The 16,827-nt window shown below is 48.4% G+C and carries 15 protein-coding genes; 12 read left to right on the top strand and 3 right to left on the bottom strand.

Going from position 1 to position 16,827, the window contains the following annotated elements; genetic code table 11:
* Positions 1-13 precede the first annotated feature (13 nt).
* The 12 genes from ACKGJP_RS26800 (at position 14) to ACKGJP_RS26745 (ending at position 12,818) form a co-directional block, all read left to right on the top strand.
* On the top strand, positions 14-1,144 hold the full coding sequence (locus tag ACKGJP_RS26800) for a glycosyltransferase family 4 protein (protein WP_409341839.1): 1,131 nt from the start codon (positions 14-16) through the stop codon (positions 1,142-1,144).
* Entirely contained in the window at positions 1,141-1,752 is a 612-nt protein-coding gene (locus tag ACKGJP_RS26795) for a sugar transferase (RefSeq protein WP_409341838.1), read from the top strand. Before ACKGJP_RS26800 ends, ACKGJP_RS26795 begins: the two co-directional genes overlap by 4 nt.
* The gene (locus ACKGJP_RS26790) at positions 1,742-2,728 is read left to right on the top strand and encodes an ATP-grasp domain-containing protein (protein ID WP_409341837.1); all 987 of its coding nucleotides are present in this window, start codon (positions 1,742-1,744) and stop codon (positions 2,726-2,728) included. The genes ACKGJP_RS26795 and ACKGJP_RS26790 overlap by 11 nt, the downstream gene beginning before the upstream one ends.
* A complete protein-coding gene (locus ACKGJP_RS26785) occupies positions 2,721-3,389 on the top strand; it encodes an HAD family hydrolase (RefSeq protein WP_409341836.1) in 669 nt (222 codons plus the stop codon). Before ACKGJP_RS26790 ends, ACKGJP_RS26785 begins: the two co-directional genes overlap by 8 nt.
* A gap of 38 nt (positions 3,390-3,427) precedes the next feature.
* Entirely contained in the window at positions 3,428-4,618 is a 1,191-nt protein-coding gene (locus ACKGJP_RS26780) for a DegT/DnrJ/EryC1/StrS family aminotransferase (RefSeq protein WP_409341835.1), read from the top strand.
* A complete protein-coding gene (locus tag ACKGJP_RS26775; protein ID WP_409341834.1) occupies positions 4,619-4,777 on the top strand; it encodes a hypothetical protein in 159 nt (52 codons plus the stop codon).
* Between the two features lie 44 nt (positions 4,778-4,821).
* Positions 4,822-6,348: a glycosyl hydrolase family 28-related protein gene (locus tag ACKGJP_RS26770; protein ID WP_409341833.1), complete on the top strand. Its 1,527-nt coding sequence runs from the start codon at positions 4,822-4,824 to the stop codon at positions 6,346-6,348.
* 158 nt (positions 6,349-6,506) lie between these two features.
* Positions 6,507-8,441 carry a glycosyl hydrolase family 28-related protein gene (locus ACKGJP_RS26765; protein ID WP_409341832.1) on the top strand — a complete coding sequence of 645 codons (1,935 nt, stop codon included), beginning with the start codon at positions 6,507-6,509 and terminating at the stop codon, positions 8,439-8,441.
* A gap of 110 nt (positions 8,442-8,551) precedes the next feature.
* Complete coding sequence (locus tag ACKGJP_RS26760; protein ID WP_409341831.1) at positions 8,552-9,328, top strand: formyltransferase family protein; 777 nt, start codon at positions 8,552-8,554, stop codon at positions 9,326-9,328.
* 24 nt (positions 9,329-9,352) lie between these two features.
* A complete protein-coding gene (locus ACKGJP_RS26755; protein WP_409341830.1) occupies positions 9,353-10,432 on the top strand; it encodes a lipid II:glycine glycyltransferase FemX in 1,080 nt (359 codons plus the stop codon).
* Between the two features lie 56 nt (positions 10,433-10,488).
* Complete coding sequence (locus tag ACKGJP_RS26750) at positions 10,489-11,535, top strand: nucleotidyltransferase family protein (protein WP_409341829.1); 1,047 nt, start codon at positions 10,489-10,491, stop codon at positions 11,533-11,535.
* A 269-nt stretch (positions 11,536-11,804) separates the two neighbouring features.
* A complete protein-coding gene (locus ACKGJP_RS26745; RefSeq protein ID WP_409341828.1) occupies positions 11,805-12,818 on the top strand; it encodes a protoglobin domain-containing protein in 1,014 nt (337 codons plus the stop codon).
* 52 nt (positions 12,819-12,870) lie between these two features.
* Here ACKGJP_RS26745 and ACKGJP_RS26740 read toward each other — a convergent pair whose 3' ends face one another.
* Genes ACKGJP_RS26740 through ACKGJP_RS26730 form a run of 3 tightly spaced genes read right to left on the bottom strand, consistent with a single transcriptional unit; the run spans position 12,871 to position 16,825 of the window.
* On the bottom strand, positions 12,871-14,148 hold the full coding sequence (locus ACKGJP_RS26740) for a Ger(x)C family spore germination protein (protein ID WP_409341827.1): 1,278 nt from the start codon (positions 14,146-14,148) through the stop codon (positions 12,871-12,873).
* A complete protein-coding gene (locus ACKGJP_RS26735; RefSeq protein WP_409341826.1) occupies positions 14,145-15,236 on the bottom strand; it encodes an endospore germination permease in 1,092 nt (363 codons plus the stop codon). Before ACKGJP_RS26735 ends, ACKGJP_RS26740 begins: the two co-directional genes overlap by 4 nt.
* Positions 15,237-15,265: 29 nt before the next feature.
* Positions 15,266-16,825, bottom strand: a complete 1,560-nt coding sequence (locus ACKGJP_RS26730; protein ID WP_409341825.1) for a spore germination protein — start codon at positions 16,823-16,825, stop codon at positions 15,266-15,268.
* Positions 16,826-16,827: the final 2 nt, after the last annotated feature.

Below are 16,827 nucleotides of genomic sequence, written 5' to 3'. Positions count from 1 at the left end.
AGAGGGGAATAAAATGAAAACGATATTGATCGTGACAACGGTGCAAGCGACGATTAGCGCTTTTTTAGTTCCGCATATTCGTCGATTGCAGGAACAAGGCTTTGACGTCCATGTCGCTACCTGTATTTCGGATTTGCCGAAGTTTAGCGAGTTGCTAGGTGGAGTTACGATTTTCCATATCCCTTTCAGCAGAGGCCTGCTGAGCTTTTCGAATCTGGTTGCCGTTAAGAAAATCAGAAAGCTGTTCAATACCTATCATTATGATGCCGTACACGTTCACACGCCGATCGCTTCATTTATTACGCGAATGGTTGCGTATAGAACATGCAAAGTGTATTACACGGCTCACGGCTTTCATTTCAATGAACAAGGAAAAGGACTATCTAATCTGATTTATTTCCTTAGCGAGAAAGTAGCCGGATACAGAACGGATAAGCTCATCGTGATCAACAGCGACGATTACCAAGCCGCTCATAAATTAGTCCACAAGAACAAAGTACTGTATATCAAAGGGATTGGCGTTGATATGAGGCGGTTCGATCTCAAGGAGTATTCGCATAGTCGGCGGGATCAAGTAAAGAAGGAGCTCGGCATCGCTAGAGATACCGTCGTCATTACCCACTTGGCGGAATTTACCGCAAACAAAAGACATATCGACGTCATTGAAGCGTGTGAGCGTTTAAAGCAAAAATATACGGACTTCGTGATTTTACTGGCAGGTCAAGGGCATCATCAGGAGATGGTCAAGAAGGAAATCGCGCTTCGACATTTGGAGAGTCATGTCAAATGCTTGGGCTATCGCAGCGATATCGACGATATTTTAAGCATTACGGATATCGGCCTTCTTGTTTCCTTAAGGGAAGGACTGCCTCGTTCGGTTATGGAGATGATGTCGATGGCCATTCCGGTCGTATTGACGGATATCCGAGGGAACCGCGACCTGGTCGTCCATGGCGAAAATGGATTCCTGGTTCCTGTCATGCAGCCGGAAAAAATAGCCGATAGCTGTTTGGCGCTCATTCAGGATCCGGCGTTAAGGCATGAAATGGGGGCGCTCTCCAGAAAAAAAATTGAACAGGAATATGAACTCGATAAAATTCTGGGCGAGCACGATGCCATCTATAAGGAGTTATTACACGGATGAAACGATCGTTTGATGTACTAGTCTCATTATGCGCGATAGCCCTGCTTTTTCCCATCATCCTTCTGTTTGCTTTACTTGTTAAGCTCAAGCTTGGATCGCCGGTATTGTTTACCCAACAGCGTCCAGGCTTGCACGGTAAACCTTTCGTGATCTATAAGTTTCGTACGATGCTGAATAGTGTCGACGACGCCGGTAATTTACTCCCGGACGGTTTGCGGTTAACCGCTTTCGGAAAGTTTCTGAGAAAATTTAGCATTGATGAATTGCCGCAGCTTTTCAATATATTCAAAGGTGATATCAGCTTGGTCGGGCCACGCCCGCTTTTAATGGAATATTTGCCAATATATACGCCGAGTCAAGCAAGAAGGCATGAAGTGCGACCGGGATTGACGGGTTGGGCTCAGGTCAATGGGCGGAACGCAATCAGTTGGGAAGAAAAGTTTGCCATGGATCTTTGGTATGTGGAGAACCGTTCTTTTCTATTGGATCTCAAAATCATATGGCTTACCGTCAAGGAAGTGCTCGATACAAGAGACGTTAGGCAGGAAGTATACGTTACGATGCCGCTTTACACAGGAGAAAAGGAGATTAAAGATCATGGACTTTAATATATTATTCACTAGTTCCGGTAGAAGAGTGTCCCTGATCCGGCATTTCAAAAAAACATTAAGCGATTTGCGGATCGAAGGCAAAATCGTTACGGTAGACGCCAAGTCAACATCCCCGACATCGTTTGTCTCCGATTTTCATGAACTTGTTCCCAAGGTGTCCGACGACTCGTATATTCACGAGATATTGCGAATATGCAAGAAATACAACATTAGACTTCTTGTTCCGTTAATCGATAATGAGCTCTCTTTGTTTTCTAAATTCAAACCCGAATTCGAAATAGCAGGAACGACCGTCCTTGTTTCATCTGAGGAAACGAACGAGATATGCTTCGATAAAGAAAATACGTACGAATACTTTGCCCGTATCGGCGTAGATACGCCAGCCGTACTTGATCCCGAACGATTCGAGCAAGATCCGGCGGCAAGTTTCCCTATTTTCCTCAAGCCGTTCGACGGCAGCTGTAGTGTCGGGGCAATGAAAATCAATAATGCCGAGGAGCTTGCTTTTTTTCGTAATTATATACCGAATGCGATGGTTCAGGAGTTCGTTTCAGGTGACGAGTATACGCTTGACATATTGGTGGATTTTGAAGGAAAGGTTCGTTCCGTCGTCCCTCGCTTACGCTTGGAAACGCGTGCCGGCGAGGTCAGTAAAGGGATTACGGTCAAAAACCATGAATTGATGGAAGCGGCTAAGTATGTGGTTGAATCGCTGCCGGGCGCTGTTGGCTGTATAACCGTCCAGTGTTTCTTGACCGCCGACAACAAATTGAAATTCATCGAAATCAATCCTAGGTTCGGTGGCGGATTCCCTTTGGCTGCTGCAGCAGGAGCGGATTTTCCGCGCTGGATCATTCAAATGATGCTGGGACAACAAATCGGCCAGCAAATAAACGATTGGGAAGACGGCCTTGTCATGCTGCGGTATGATGACGCCATTTACATAAGAAAAGAAATGATCGCCCATGCATAAGGCGGTCGTATTTGATCTAGACGATACCCTGTACCCAGAAAAACAATTTGTATGGAGCGGCTTTCGCGCGGTGGACCATTTTCTGAATGAGGAGTTGCACCTAGAAGGTTTTTATGATCTAGCTGTAGCTTGCTTTGAACAAGGAGGAAGAGGGACGATTTTTAATCGCGTCCTCGAGTCGCTGCGTTTTCCTTATGATGACTCACTAATTAAACAACTCATTGACGTTTATCGCTCACATCGTCCGAATATTTCCCTATTCGATGACGCTAGATGGGCGATTTCGTTTTATGCAGGCGCATACCGAACGGGCATTATAACTGACGGATACCTTGTTTCTCAGTTAAATAAAATCGATGCCTTGCAACTGCGGGATACTATTGACAACATTTTGTGTACGGATATGTTCGGCAGAGAACATTGGAAGCCAAGCGAACTTCCCTACCTCAAAATGATGAGTGCCCTCGATTGTGTTGGAATGGAATGTGTATATGTCGGGGATAACCCGAGAAAAGATTTCGTTACTGCCAAAAAACTGGGGTGGACGACCGTACAAATCATCCGTTCAGATGGAGAGTACGGAAAGATTTTGCCGGATCGTTCCTATGCGGCTGAATATCGGATGGAATCGTTGTATTCGTTGAAAGAGCTTATTTCATAGAGTAATTCCTATATATGATGAGGGAGTGTCGGTGCACAATGAATCTCAGTTTAAAAAATAGGATTTATTTATCTCCTCCGCATATGGGCATGCAGGAAAAGAAGTATGTCGAAGAAGCTTTCGAGACAAATTGGATCGCACCGATCGGACCGAATGTAGATGAGTTTGAGAAGGAAGTAGCCCGGTATGTCGGAGCTGCCGGAGCTGTAGCGTTGAGCTCGGGGACTGCAGCTCTCCATATGGCGATGAAATTAACTGGCGTAGGGGAAGGCGACCTTGTTTTTTGTTCGACGTTAACGTTCGTCGCCAGCGCGAATCCGATTTTATATCAGGGTGCGCAGCCTGTTTTTATTGACTCCGAGCCGCATTCGTGGAACATGTCTCCACAGGCGCTTAAACGTGCTTTTGAAGAAGCTGAATCAGCCAAGCGGCTTCCCAAAGCCGTCGTTGTCGTCAATCTTTATGGGCAGAGCGCGGACATGGATCCGATTTTACATATTTGCAATCATTACGGCGTACCGGTCATCGAAGATGCCGCCGAATCGCTTGGAGCGACATATCGGGGAAAGGCTAGCGGGACGCTCGGTACTTTCGGCATTTATTCCTTTAACGGTAATAAAATCATTACGACTTCGGGTGGAGGCATGCTCGTATCCGACGATAAGGCGGCTTTGGAGAAAGCGCGTTTCTGGGCTACTCAAGCTAGAGATGCAGCCCGGCATTATCAGCATTCCGAGCTCGGGTTTAACTACAGGATGAGTAATATTCTGGCGGGAATAGGAAGAGGTCAGCTTCAAGTGCTGGAAGATAGGGTACGTGCTCGACGCCAAGTATTCGCCCAATATACGGAAGCATGGCATAACGTATCCGCTTTTGCATTTATGCCGGAGGCAGACTTCGGCCGCTCTACGAGGTGGTTAACGACACTGCTTGTAGATGGGAAGGAGACCGGGGTAACGAGCGCGCACATCATTGAAGAACTGGCGATTCATCAAATCGAAGCCAGGCCGGTTTGGAAGCCGCTGCATTTGCAGCCTCTATTTCAGGGATGTTCGTACTATCCCCATGAGATTGGGGAAAGCGTCTCTGATAAATTGTTCGAGAATGGGTTGTGCTTGCCTTCGGGCTCCGATCTTAAGAAAGATGAACAGGAGAGGGTTGTTGGCGTCGTCAACAATTTACTCCAGGCGGCAAACAGCCGATACTTGTTGCCTCCTAAGGTGATCTGAATGAACGGTAAAAAGGAATCGAAGCAATTGACGGAGGAGCTCGCCCGTTTCATAGATAATGTGACGGCGCACGCTTCGACCGATCATACGGTTCAATCTTATATTAACGATTTAAAACAAATCTTTCTGAAATATGTGGCCTGTGGAAAAGAGGGCTAGGTAAGTTCAGACTATAACTAGGAATATTCGAGGAGTTGTCAAAGGTGACGACCATTAGGAAGCTCGTCCTCATTGTGATTGCTTGTTGCCTTATGATCGTCATCGTTCTCTCGCTCTATTTATGGAACAAACCGTCTTCTCCCGTCCCGCTGCCGTCTATCAATCGAGACATGTTTCCTTTAACTGTCGAAGAAGGCGATCTTTCGAATCATGTGAATGTTTTATCGGAAGGGGCACTTGGGGACGGAATTACGGATGATACCGTAAATCTTCAGCGAACGATTGATAAAGCGGCTGCCGTCGGGATAACGGTGTATTTTCCAGCCAAAACTTACTTAGTTAGTCCGAAGAAAGCAAGGAACGGGGCGTCTAATGACTGGTGGTGCTTAACGATACCGTCTAATGCATCTATTCGGTTTCAGCCGGGGGCTGTCCTGAAGGTGATCGACAACGCGCCAGCAACGACAAGAATTCTGGTGATGAACCGTGTGAACAATGTCAACTTAATGGGGCATGTAGAGATAGACGGAAGAAGCGGTACGGTTAAAGCAGGTAACGAGCATATGGCTGGCATCTTCATTTTCTCGTCGACCAAAATATCTATGGAGTCCGCCTATTCGCATGATAGCTATGGAGATAATTTATTTGTCGGCGGGACGGAGGAAGAACCTTCCGAGCAAGTGGCTATTCGTTATTTTAAGGGAACAACGGCGGGCAGGAAGAATATGGTCATCCATTATGTTGACAATTTGCACGTAGGTACGGCGGTTCTTGACAATTCGCTGGGCGGAGCGCCGAATTTTAAAGGAAGTAACTCCTTGGACGTTGAGCCGGACGCATTCAAGGGCAGCCGCTCGTTCAAACAGTGGATAGATAACTTGACGACTTACGGTACCGGAAATGATTTCACGGTCGGTACGGAGCGGGCGCTTGCTGAGAAGTGGGTGGTCAAAGTCGGCAATTTCACCAGCTATACCGTTGGAATTGAGAAAGACGTTGATGGCGATACTTCATCCTTGCTAATGTATGCCATTACATTGATTATTGATAAATTCACGCTCGTCTCCAAGGACGATAATGCCAATAAAGGTGTGAAAATGATCTATGGCGGCGTCCTCGAAATCAGAAATGCACAGATCGAAGGCGGTAGAGGGATGGCGCTAGACCTTCATTCCCAATCCAATGATAAGAAGCCGAAGGTGGAAATAGGCACGCTGAAGGTGGACAGACCTCTTGGAGGCGGGATAAGGGCTTGGGGGGCTGATGTATCGATCGATCATTTCGAAGTAAAAAGGCTTATGGGCAAAGCTCTCGACCTTTATGGAACGACGGAGCATTCGGTTTCTATTAAAAATGCTAAAATCGTTGATTCAGGAGCCGAACAATCCTTGTATGTAGCCAAATACGAGGACAACAAAACCCGATTGGATATCGGAACATTGCTGGTAATGGACAGCCGTACCAAAAAGGTTGGTCATATCCTGGAATTCGGTTCGGAAGCAGCCAAGTCCGATACGCGTATCGGTAAAATATACAATCCCAACAATATTACTGAATACACGGTGAGGTGAAAATAAAGCTATCGTTGTCTATCGAAGTCGTACGCTAATTGCGGCCCGTTTATTAGATTTACAGACACAATTTTCCCAATAGTTGAATATGATGGTGTGAAATTCAAGCTATTATTTGGTAAGTAGCTTGAAAGAGGCCATGATAGGGAGGGAAGCTTGTGAGTATCACAACGATCGTTTCATTTCTCAATATGGTGAATGTCTTGAATCAAGGGGCTGTCGGTAACGGAACGACGGACGATACGGTGAAGATTCAAAATGCAATCGATACAGCAACGGCTGAAGGAAAAACAGTCTATTTTCCGGCCAAAACATATTTGGTTAGCCCCAAGAAAGCGCGGGAAAGTTCTTCAAGTGATTGGTGGTGTTTAAGAATACCATCAAACGCCAAGCTTTACTTTCAACCTGGGGCCGTATTAAAGCTAATGAATAATGCTCCTGAATGGACTAGAGTGCTTGTACTGAATAATGTATCGAATGTTCAAATCCAGGGATTGGTTGAAGTCGATGGGAGATGTTCCACTGTAAAGGCTGGAAACGAGCATATGGCCGGCATATTTCTTTACTCTGCCAACAACGTGTCGATTGAATCCGCCTATTCGCATGATGCGTACGGTGATAACATATTTGTGGGCGGTACGGAAGCAGCACCCTCGACGAATATCGATATCGGCACATTTCGGGGTGTAACCGCCGGCAGAAAAAATTTCGTCCTTCATTATGTCGATAAGCTGCATGTTCAAACTGCGATTCTAGACAATTCTCGCGGAGGCGCTCCCGATTTTAAAGGTGCAAATTCTTTGGATGTAGAGCCGGACAATTATACGGGTAGGAAAACCTTTTCTCAACGATTCGACTACCTTTCCACGTATGGAACCGGAAACGATTTTACCGTAGGAATGACGCGAGATTTTGCGGAAAAATGGGTTTTAGATGTGGGTACTTTTGACGTCACAACGATCGGAGCCTCGTCAACGGTGGACGGAAATTCGCCGGCATTGCAGATGTATGCGGTCACACTGCGCGTGAGCGAATTAACGATACGGACCTTGGACAATTTATCCAATCTTGGCGTTCAAATGCTTTATGGCGGCGTATTGGAAGCCTCAACAGCCTTTATAGAAGGCGGTATCGGCATGGCTTTAGATTTACGGGCGAGCGCCGGTGAGAAGCCTAGCGTTTCGATAAAATCCTTGACCGTTTCTAGGCCGCTCGGGGGCGGAATTACCGCATGGGGCGCTGACGTTCATATCGGCCACTATGAGACACAACAGCTCAAGGATCAGGCAATCAACATTTACGCAACGGCTCCTCATATAGTGAAAATTAATGAGATGCAGTGCGTTGACTCCTCTTCCAATCAAGTCATTCTGGTTTCCACCTACAATACGAATAAATCCATTTTGGATATCGATACGATAACCGTAACGGACAACAGAAGCAGCAAAGCGAAGCGGATTTTTGAATTTTCTACTGAAGCGGCCATGGATGGAACGCGAGTCGGCTCCATTAACAATCCTCAAAACATTGCGGAATGGGGGACGACAAGCGGTAATTTTAAGGAGCGACTGCGTTTAGGAGGGGGAACCAATCTCGCCGCGGTCTATTTATGCAAGGATACTCCGGAAGGAAACGTAACCGCTCCCGTAGGAAGCCTTGCGATGCGGACAGATGGCAGTTCGGGTGCAATATACGTTAAAGAAACCGGAACCGGCAAAACGGGCTGGTCCGCCCTTACAAAGCCAAAAGCAATGGTATCGTTCTATTTGGACAATGTACCAAGAGCAAGTACGCTTTCTTTGGATATGAAGAGGAATGCCGGAGCCGTGGTGGAATATGTTATGCCTAAAGCCGGCAGGATCACCAGTTACGGCGCCTATACAAATGCTCCGGCCAACGGCGGCTCTTATAAATATAAAGCGCTTATTAATGGCAGCGATCGCGGTACGTTTGTGGGTGGCGAATCAACGGCCAAAGCTTACGATTTGACTACTCCTCTTGCATTTAACGCCGGAGATCGGCTTTTGTTGCGTGTAAGCAGTTCCAGTACAGTTCAGAACGTATCCATTGATCTCATGGTACAATTCGATTGAATATAGGAAAGCACAACGCGGTCAGGTATCCTATGCGGGATACCGGCTGCGTTTTTTATTGAATACTACTCTTCGAGATAATGTTAGAAACGTGATAGGGGGGGTTGTAATTGGCTAAAACAAGAGTTGTTTTATTCGGCAGCATAGGGGTTGCGGTGGAGTGCTTGGAATGGTTGTTATCGCTTGAGCATGTAGAGGTGATTGGTGTTGTTTGCAGCAACGAACCACCATCAGCTTGGCGGGTAACGATTGGCGACAGGGATATGCGTGAAGTTGCACCTGCGTATGGTGTGCCCACACTGACGCTTGACGATCTGTTGGCTGTGGAAGCGGATATCGGATTGAGCCTTCGCTTCCATCAAATTTTACGCAAGCCGCATCTGGAGCGTTTTCGTCTTGGCGTCGTTAATCTTCATGGGGCCCCGCTGCCGGAAATGCGCGGTGCGATGTGCAACGTGATGGCGATCATTGAAAATCGCGAAGATTTCGGGGTTAGCCTTCACTGGATGGATACCGGCGTGGATTCCGGAGATCTTCTGGCGGTGGAACGGTTTCCGATCGCTGCGGAGGATACGGTTTACACTTTGTTTAGACAGTGCAATAAGAGGGGGTTAAGAATGATCAAACAATACTTTGACGGTATCGTTGACGGCTCGCTTATAGCAGAACCTCAAGTTGAAATCTTAAATAGAATCGGCGGTGCGAGCAAGACCTATACGTATAAGGAAGCGCTCCAATATAAGGAACTGCATTTGGGGATTTCTGAGCAAGCCGCATGGAACAGGGTCAGGGCTTTTCAATTTCCCGGTCATGAGCCTGCTTATATCAATACGCCTAACGGCAGAATCGTTCTAAGTGTAGCTGTTCCGGAATATTTGAATCATTAACTGTACATTTAGGAGGTTAACGGTGTGAGCGTGAAGCAAGAACATATAATCGTCGGTTCTAATCAGAAAGAGATGTGGAACGACTATTTAAACCGACTTCCCTATGCGGATATTTACTTAACACCCGAATATTGCGAAATTCATGAGAATAATGGCGAAGGATTGGCGCAAATGTTCGTATATCGTGAGGATGACCAGTTCGTTTGCTATCCTTATTTATTGCGATCGATGAACGAGCTTCCCTTTATCCGTTCCATGAATTTGTCATATGAAGTATTTGATATCGTTACCCCATATGGTTACGGCGGGCCATTATCCAATACGATGGATCCTGTCCGCAAGAGAGCCATGTTCGAAGCTTTCTCGGAACATTTCCAGAGATATTGCAAAGAGAAAAATATCATTACGGAATTCATAAGATTTCATCCCCTTCTAAAAAATTATTGTGACTATGAAGTGGCGCTTCCTTCTTTTGTAAGAAATACGATATACATAGACTTGCGTAAAAGCGAGGCTCAAATACTCGCGGACTATTCGGCGGAAAACCGGAATCGTATAAGAAAAGCTATTAAAGAAGGCTTACAGGTATGCCATACGGATATTCAAAATATGGATGATTTAATGAGGCTTTATTATTCCACGATGGAAAAGAAGAATGCGAATAGCTACTACTACTTCAGCGAATCTTTTTTTCAAGATACCTCACGACTGCTTCAGACAAATATCGAATTGATCGAAGTGAAATTGGATGAAAAGGTCGTCGCATCGGGACTTTTCCTTCTATACGGAAATATGGCTCACTATCATCTTATGGGTTCCAATAGAGAGTATTTACCGTTAGCGCCAGTAAATCTTATGATTCACCATGCCGCGCTGTGGGCAAAGTCCAAAGGTTACGAGTATTTGCATCTTGGAGGCGGTTATACCGGAAATGATAGCTTATACCGCTTTAAGCGCACCTTTAACGAAAAAGAGACCGCCGATTTCTATATCGGGAAAAGAATCCACTGCCCGGATTTTTACGAACAGCTGCTGCTGCAGATGGATGAAAATATTGGCGAGGACTACTTCCCGTTTTATCGTCATCCGCAGCTTCAGGCATAGGAGTCGGAGGAGGAAGCAACTGTTTGCATTTGCGTCTACGTGAACGGAGGATAACCATGCATCTCGAATTGCTTCAATCTTTATATTCAGGACAATCTCGCGTCACTCATGAAGATCATATTTATCGCTTGATGTTGGCTGATTTGGAGCATTCTTCTATTTCTCCTCAATTGTATCAACGGCTTAAAGAATCCGGAACCCTTCATCAAGTCCCGGATTTCTTCAGAAAAGGGCTCCAAGCCGAGCATGAAAGAGCATTATTTCAAAATCTATTTATACGATCAGAAGAGGAGATCATTCGGACACTTTTCGAAGAGAGACGAATTGAAGCCGTTCCATTAAAAGGAACTCGTTTCGCGGAACGTTGTTTTGGACATATAGGTGCCCGTGCTACGTCCGATATCGACCTTCTGATTCGCCCGTCGGACATTCAAAAAGCCATTGTCTCTCTCCAATCGATCGGCTATCAAGAAGAAGGGGATGATGATGAGGGTCATTTCCATTTCTCGCTCAGCAAGCCAATCGAGTCTTCCAATCAGAGCATACGTATAGAGCTTCATTGGAGCTTGGTAAAAGAACAATCGTCACGTTTGCAAATGGATCATTTTTGGGAAGAGACAACCCCAATCAACGGTGGTGCTTTTGTCCAAGAATTATCAATCCCGCATACATTCTATGCAATCTGCTTGCACGGCGCCAACCACCGGATGGATTCGCTCAAGTATGTGCTGGACATCGTACAGATGCTGGAACGCTTTTCAGATCAGATCGATTTTGAAAAGCTTTTCGAACAGGCAAAAAGAGACATGGTTTACCGGAGGGTGCACTTTGCCTTATCGGTCGCCTATAGGCTGTTTCCACACCTGCAGCAAGTTAAACCGTTACGGGTGGATCGGGTAAGCAGCCTGTGGGACTATTCCATGATCCGAAGCACGAAGAGCTGGAGCGAGAATATCCGTTTTCTGCTGTTCGTGACCGTTGTATACGTCTGGGTCTATGATCGCTGGAGATTTCGAATTCAAGCCATACGAATGTTATTTGCCGATCCGAGCTCACGGCTTACCGGACGAATCGGGAAATACCTAGGGAGACAGAGGACTTAATCGTTCCGACCGCCCTGGTTTCAAATAAAAGAGCCTTGCTCCTCAAGCTCGAACGAGTTATATCGTTACGAAGCTTGGGGGCAAGGCTTTTTTTGCGTTGTTCCGAAAATTACAGAAACCTGTAAGTGGATGCGGCTGATGAAACGGCGATACTCGAGGACCAAATGGAAACGAAGGTATTTCGATTGGAAAGCACTGGCTTGCCAACCTCTGCCAGTACTGCGATAATAGGAGGAGTTTTGGAATCCAGACAGCAGGGGGGCTCTTATGTGATTGTTTTAGAAGAGAAAAGAAGGAATCAGTTGGCTTACACGGGGATAACGGAATCGGATTTGCAGTATATGAAAAGCAAGCTGGCGTATTTCAAGCAAATTACCGATAGCGTAGTGGATGAGCTTTATTTGCGTATCACGCAACAGCCGCATTTGACGGCAATTATTCAGAAGCACAGCACGCTGGAACGGCTTAAGGATACGCAGCGCTGGTATTTCGAATCGCTGGCGGAAGGCGTCATCGACGAAGAATTTATTCGGAAGAGACTGTATGTGGGCCATGTGCATTCCCGAATCGGGCTTACGACCGACTGGTATTTGGGCACTTATATGCTGTATTTGGATATTGCCACGCAGCATTTCAAGCGGGTTACGCCGGATGAATGGCTGCCGATTATTCATGTGCTGACCAAGCTGATCAATTTCGATTCCCAGCTTGTCTTGGAAGCGTACGAGCAAGACGAGAAAGCGAGCATCGAGAGGCTGGCCGAGCGGCAGGGAAGCATGCTGACCGGGATCAGCCAAGCCGTACAAGAGCTGGCGGCCATGATGCTCGAATTGAACAGCAGCAGCCAATCGGTAGCGGAGACGGCCATCCACACCGCGGAAATCCAGGAACGCTCTCACCAGATGGTGCAGAAGCTGAACGGAGAGCTGGCCGATATTCAAGATATGGGAACGCTGATGAAGGAAATTTCCGATCAGACGCATCTGCTCGGCTTGAATGCGGCGATCGAAGCGGCTCGAGCGGGAGAGCACGGATTGGGCTTCGAGGTGGTGGCTAATGAAGTCCGCAAATTGGCGACGCATTCGAAGTCCGCTCTGGATAAGATCAATGCCAAGATTACGACGATTTCGAGCCTACTCCACAACCTGCGCAAGGAATCGGAGCAAACGACGGTCTACGCGCAGCAGCAAGCGGCCAGCTCGCAAGAATTGTCCTCATTCGTACAAATGATCGAGAACGTCACGTCCGACCTGGAACAGCTCAAAAAGACGGTCGAACAATAATTCTCCAAAGGAAAGGAGCCTCCGGCCGCGCCGGACAGGCTCCTTCTTCGTCTTACTGATCTCCGCTTCCTTTCTTAGGCTGCACCCAAGGGGAGTACAAATTACGCGAGGTTTGCTTCAGCTTGGCGTCAACCGTTACGACTAGCTCCGCATTCGGAAGGATGCGGTCCTCCCAGTCGTTCTTCACCTTCTCCCAGGTGGCGGGATGCCGGTCCTCCAGATCGTTGCCGAAGCCGAATACGTCGGAATGATAGCTGCGTACGGCTTTCTCGAAGGCGGAGCGAATCTCCTTTTTGACCACCTCGGCAAACGCATTTTCCAAGTAGCGGGAATACGCCTCCGTCGTCGTATTATGCTTGCTTGACTTGTCCCCGACGTCGAAATTCGCCCGAACGTGCAGCAGCAGCTTCGCTTTGCCGTCCTCGTACCTCGCGTGAAAGTTGACTTTGCTGGGAGCGATCATATTTAGAGAAATCGTGCATGTATGATCGCCGCCGTTGTCCTTGCATGGGACGACGACGACGGTGCTTTTCAATTTATCCTTCTTGGCCCATAGCAGGCCGCGCGATTCCGATTCGTTCAAAAGACCGACAAATTTCGTGGCCTTGAATACGACGGTGCCGCCCGCATGAAAGGAGGGGGAACGGTACGTCCCCAGCTCGTCGTTAGGTACGGTTTTAAGCTGTTTGTTGCTTTCGCCTGGGGGAAACAGCTTGACCAAGGGCAAGTAAGGCTGCGCTCCCTGCGGGTCGGCCAGCATCCGGTTGAATTCGGAAAACCGCACGAGCGGGTATTTGCCGGAGAAGGTGCCCATTTCCAGCACATCGTGCAAGTGCAAGGAAGAAATGAGCGTAAATTGAGGCTTTAGGCGTATGGCATCGGCTGCCCTGCCCTTCACTACCGCAATATAGCTCGTTCCCCGCAAGCGGGGATCCGAGGCGAAGTAGCCCAAATACGGCTCCACGCCGAATTTCACCGCTTGTTCGCTGAATACGATGACTTGCATATGCGACCAGAAAAGCTTCTTTCCCACCGTATTCGTATAGGCGCGAACCGCTTCATAGGTGGAATGGCCTTTGATGCTGACCGTCTTCGTCGTTTCTTTGCCCTGCGAGCCTCCCGTTTGTTTGAGCGAGTCAAGCACCGGCGTCTGAATCGTCAGCACGATATCGTTATCCTCGTTGAGGTCGATGCCGACGGCAAGCACATAATCGAGGCTTTGCGCTTCGTTTCGCCCCCAGCACCCGGCCAGCAGGAGAACGAGACAGACGGTCGGCAGGATGGCTGCGGTTCGCTTCAGCATCCGCCGAAACGACGCCCCGCTGCTCATAGCTGCCCCAGCTTTCTCCGGGCGGTCGACAGCAGAAGGAGAAAGCCGACGACGCCGAATGCATACCAGACGAACAAGCGGCCTTTTACTTCTTCGTACTCCAGTATCGCTTGCAGCATGTTTTGCGGGAGCAGCGAAATGAAGTAAATGATCACGCATAACGGGACCAGGACCTTGCGGTAATTTTGCAAACCGCACCATTGCTGAACAATGATCGAGCTCACATACAAGGAGAAGCCCCCCTTGGTCACGTTCATGAAAATCCAAACGGCAAGAAAAATCGCTTCCAAATGCTCGATGAAATCAAAAAAACTAAGATCCTTGATCATCTCAATGACGGGGAAAGCGAGTCTTTGGGTGGAAGCAATGCCATAATTGCCTATCGTAATAAAGTAGGTAAACAGATAGAAAACGGCAACCAGCGCGACCGTCCACATGAGCGACCGTCGGATTCGTTCCGGTTCCTTCACCTCGTTCCAAATGAACAGGACGACCATCCCTTGCGTAAAAGCGCCGCATATGGCGAAAGTGGCTTCCATAATTCCTGGAATCGTCCCGTTCGAGAGCGGTAAAATTCTGTCGGCCGAGACGTTGACCGCAGCGAGTCCGTATAGCGCGATCAAGATGACGGCGACCCCGGGCATGACGAATTGTCCCCACCTGCCGACAATGTTGAGTCCGCCGTGCACCAACTGCAAACGCAGCAGCAGCTCCATGGCGAGAAGAAGGCCGATCGGCGTCTCCGGTAAAATGAGCGTGACGAACATCTCGATTAGGATGCGCCCCGTGAAGGCGGTGAACAGAATGGTGGGCACCAACAGAAAGACAAACGTAAATACGCTGCCGATCCAAGGCCCTAGCAGCTTGCGGCAGTAGGAAACGAAGTCCTGATTGCCCATATGGGAGGCTAGTTTGGCAACCATCCAGCTGAACAGCAGGCAGATCAGCAGCGCCATTACGATGCCGATCCATCCGCTGTGCTGGGCCGATACGGACAATTCCCGCGGCATGGTAATGAACACCGTCCCGTATAGGACGAAAACGAGGATGAACATCAGCTGCTTCTGGCTGATTTGTTCGGATGGCATAATCGGACTCTCCCTTCGGACGGAAGAAGCTACGCGTTCTGGCGCGGCTTCCGCTTCGAGCGTAAATATTTCAACTGATGCTTCAGGCTGAACGAAGGACGGCGGAATAGAAGCGAGTCGTCGATCTCGTTCAGATTATTCGGCAAGAACGGCGCTAAATAATGAACGCCGAACGATTTTAGCTTAAGCAGATGAATAAGAATGACCGATGCGCCGAACACGATGCCGAAAATGCCGAGCGTAGCAGCCAAGAACATGATCGGAAAACGCAGCAGCCGAATCGTTACCGACGTATTGTAGCTCGGAATGGCGAAGGAACCGATCGCCGTAAACGATACGATAATCGTTAGGACAGGCCCGACCAAATTTGCTTGAACGGCCGCTTGCCCGATAACGAGCGCGCCGACGATGCCGATCGTCTGCCCCATCGTGGTAGGCAGCCGGAGACTCGCTTCACGCAAAAGCTCCAGACTGATTTCCATAAGGAGCGCTTCGATCAGCGAAGGGTACGGAATATTCGTACGGTTGGCGGCAATGGCGATCATCATCTCGGTCGGAACCATTTCCTGGTGAAACGTGGTTACGGCGATATAAATCGACGGGAGTAGAAGAGCCATATGGAGGGCCAATACCCGAATCCAGCGGATAAACGTCGCCGAGAAATAGTTCGTATAGTAATCCTCCGGAGTGAACATCAGGTAAATGAGTGACACCGGCGCAATAATCGCGAATGGCGTCCCGTCTACCAAGATGACGATCCGCCCTTCGTAAGCGGCGGCAGCCGATCGATCCACCCTTTCGGTGAAGGCAAGCGTCGGGAAGGGGGAATACGGGCTGTCCTTTAAATTATCCTCAAGTTCCCCGGAATCGAGGATCGCGTCGGTTTCGATATTTTTCAGCCTTCGCAGCACTTCTTCCACGGTCTTCGGGTTGGCCATGTCCTGCAAGTAAAGGACGGCGATATCGGTTTTGCTGCGCGATCCGATCTTCAGCGAACGAATGACCAGGTTCGGATCCTTGATTCTTCGCCTCATCAGGGCCGTATTGACGCATAGCACTTCATTAAAGGCGTCTTGGGCTCCGCGAAGCGCCGGCTCGAAACGCGGCTCGCTTACTTGGCGGTGCTCCCAGCCCTCCGTAGCGATAATCAGGGCTGCCGGTTGTCCCTCAATCAGGACGATGGTGCTGGAATAGAGCAAGGAAGCGATAAGAGTAGGAAACTCCGTCACGACCTTCAGATTGCTTGCTGTCAGGACGCGATTCGAAAGCTCATCCAGGCTGGCACTGGACACCGTACCGCCGAGTATGGGTTGAATGATGAATTCGTGAACCATCGCCCGGTCTGCCAAACCGTCCATAAAGAGAACGGCAGCCGGTATCGAGCCGCCGCCGTCAAGAGGAAGGTCGAGCTGTCTGACGACAAGATCGAACGGATGATGCAGCGTTTCTTGGATAAAGCCTATATTTTCCTCCAGCCGTTCGAAAAGCTCCCTCCGGGCGAGCACCATCTTTTCTGCAGTGTGATCGGCGGTCGGCTGCTCCGGATGTTCTTTCCGGGAGCCCCGTTTCAAGAAAGACAGCACATTCATCC

Origin of the sequence: Paenibacillus litoralis (assembly GCF_046244365.1) — a bacterium.
In the GTDB taxonomy this organism is placed as follows: Bacteria; Bacillota; Bacilli; order Paenibacillales; family NBRC-103111; genus Paenibacillus_V.
This window is presented reverse-complemented; position numbering and strand designations above follow the sequence as displayed.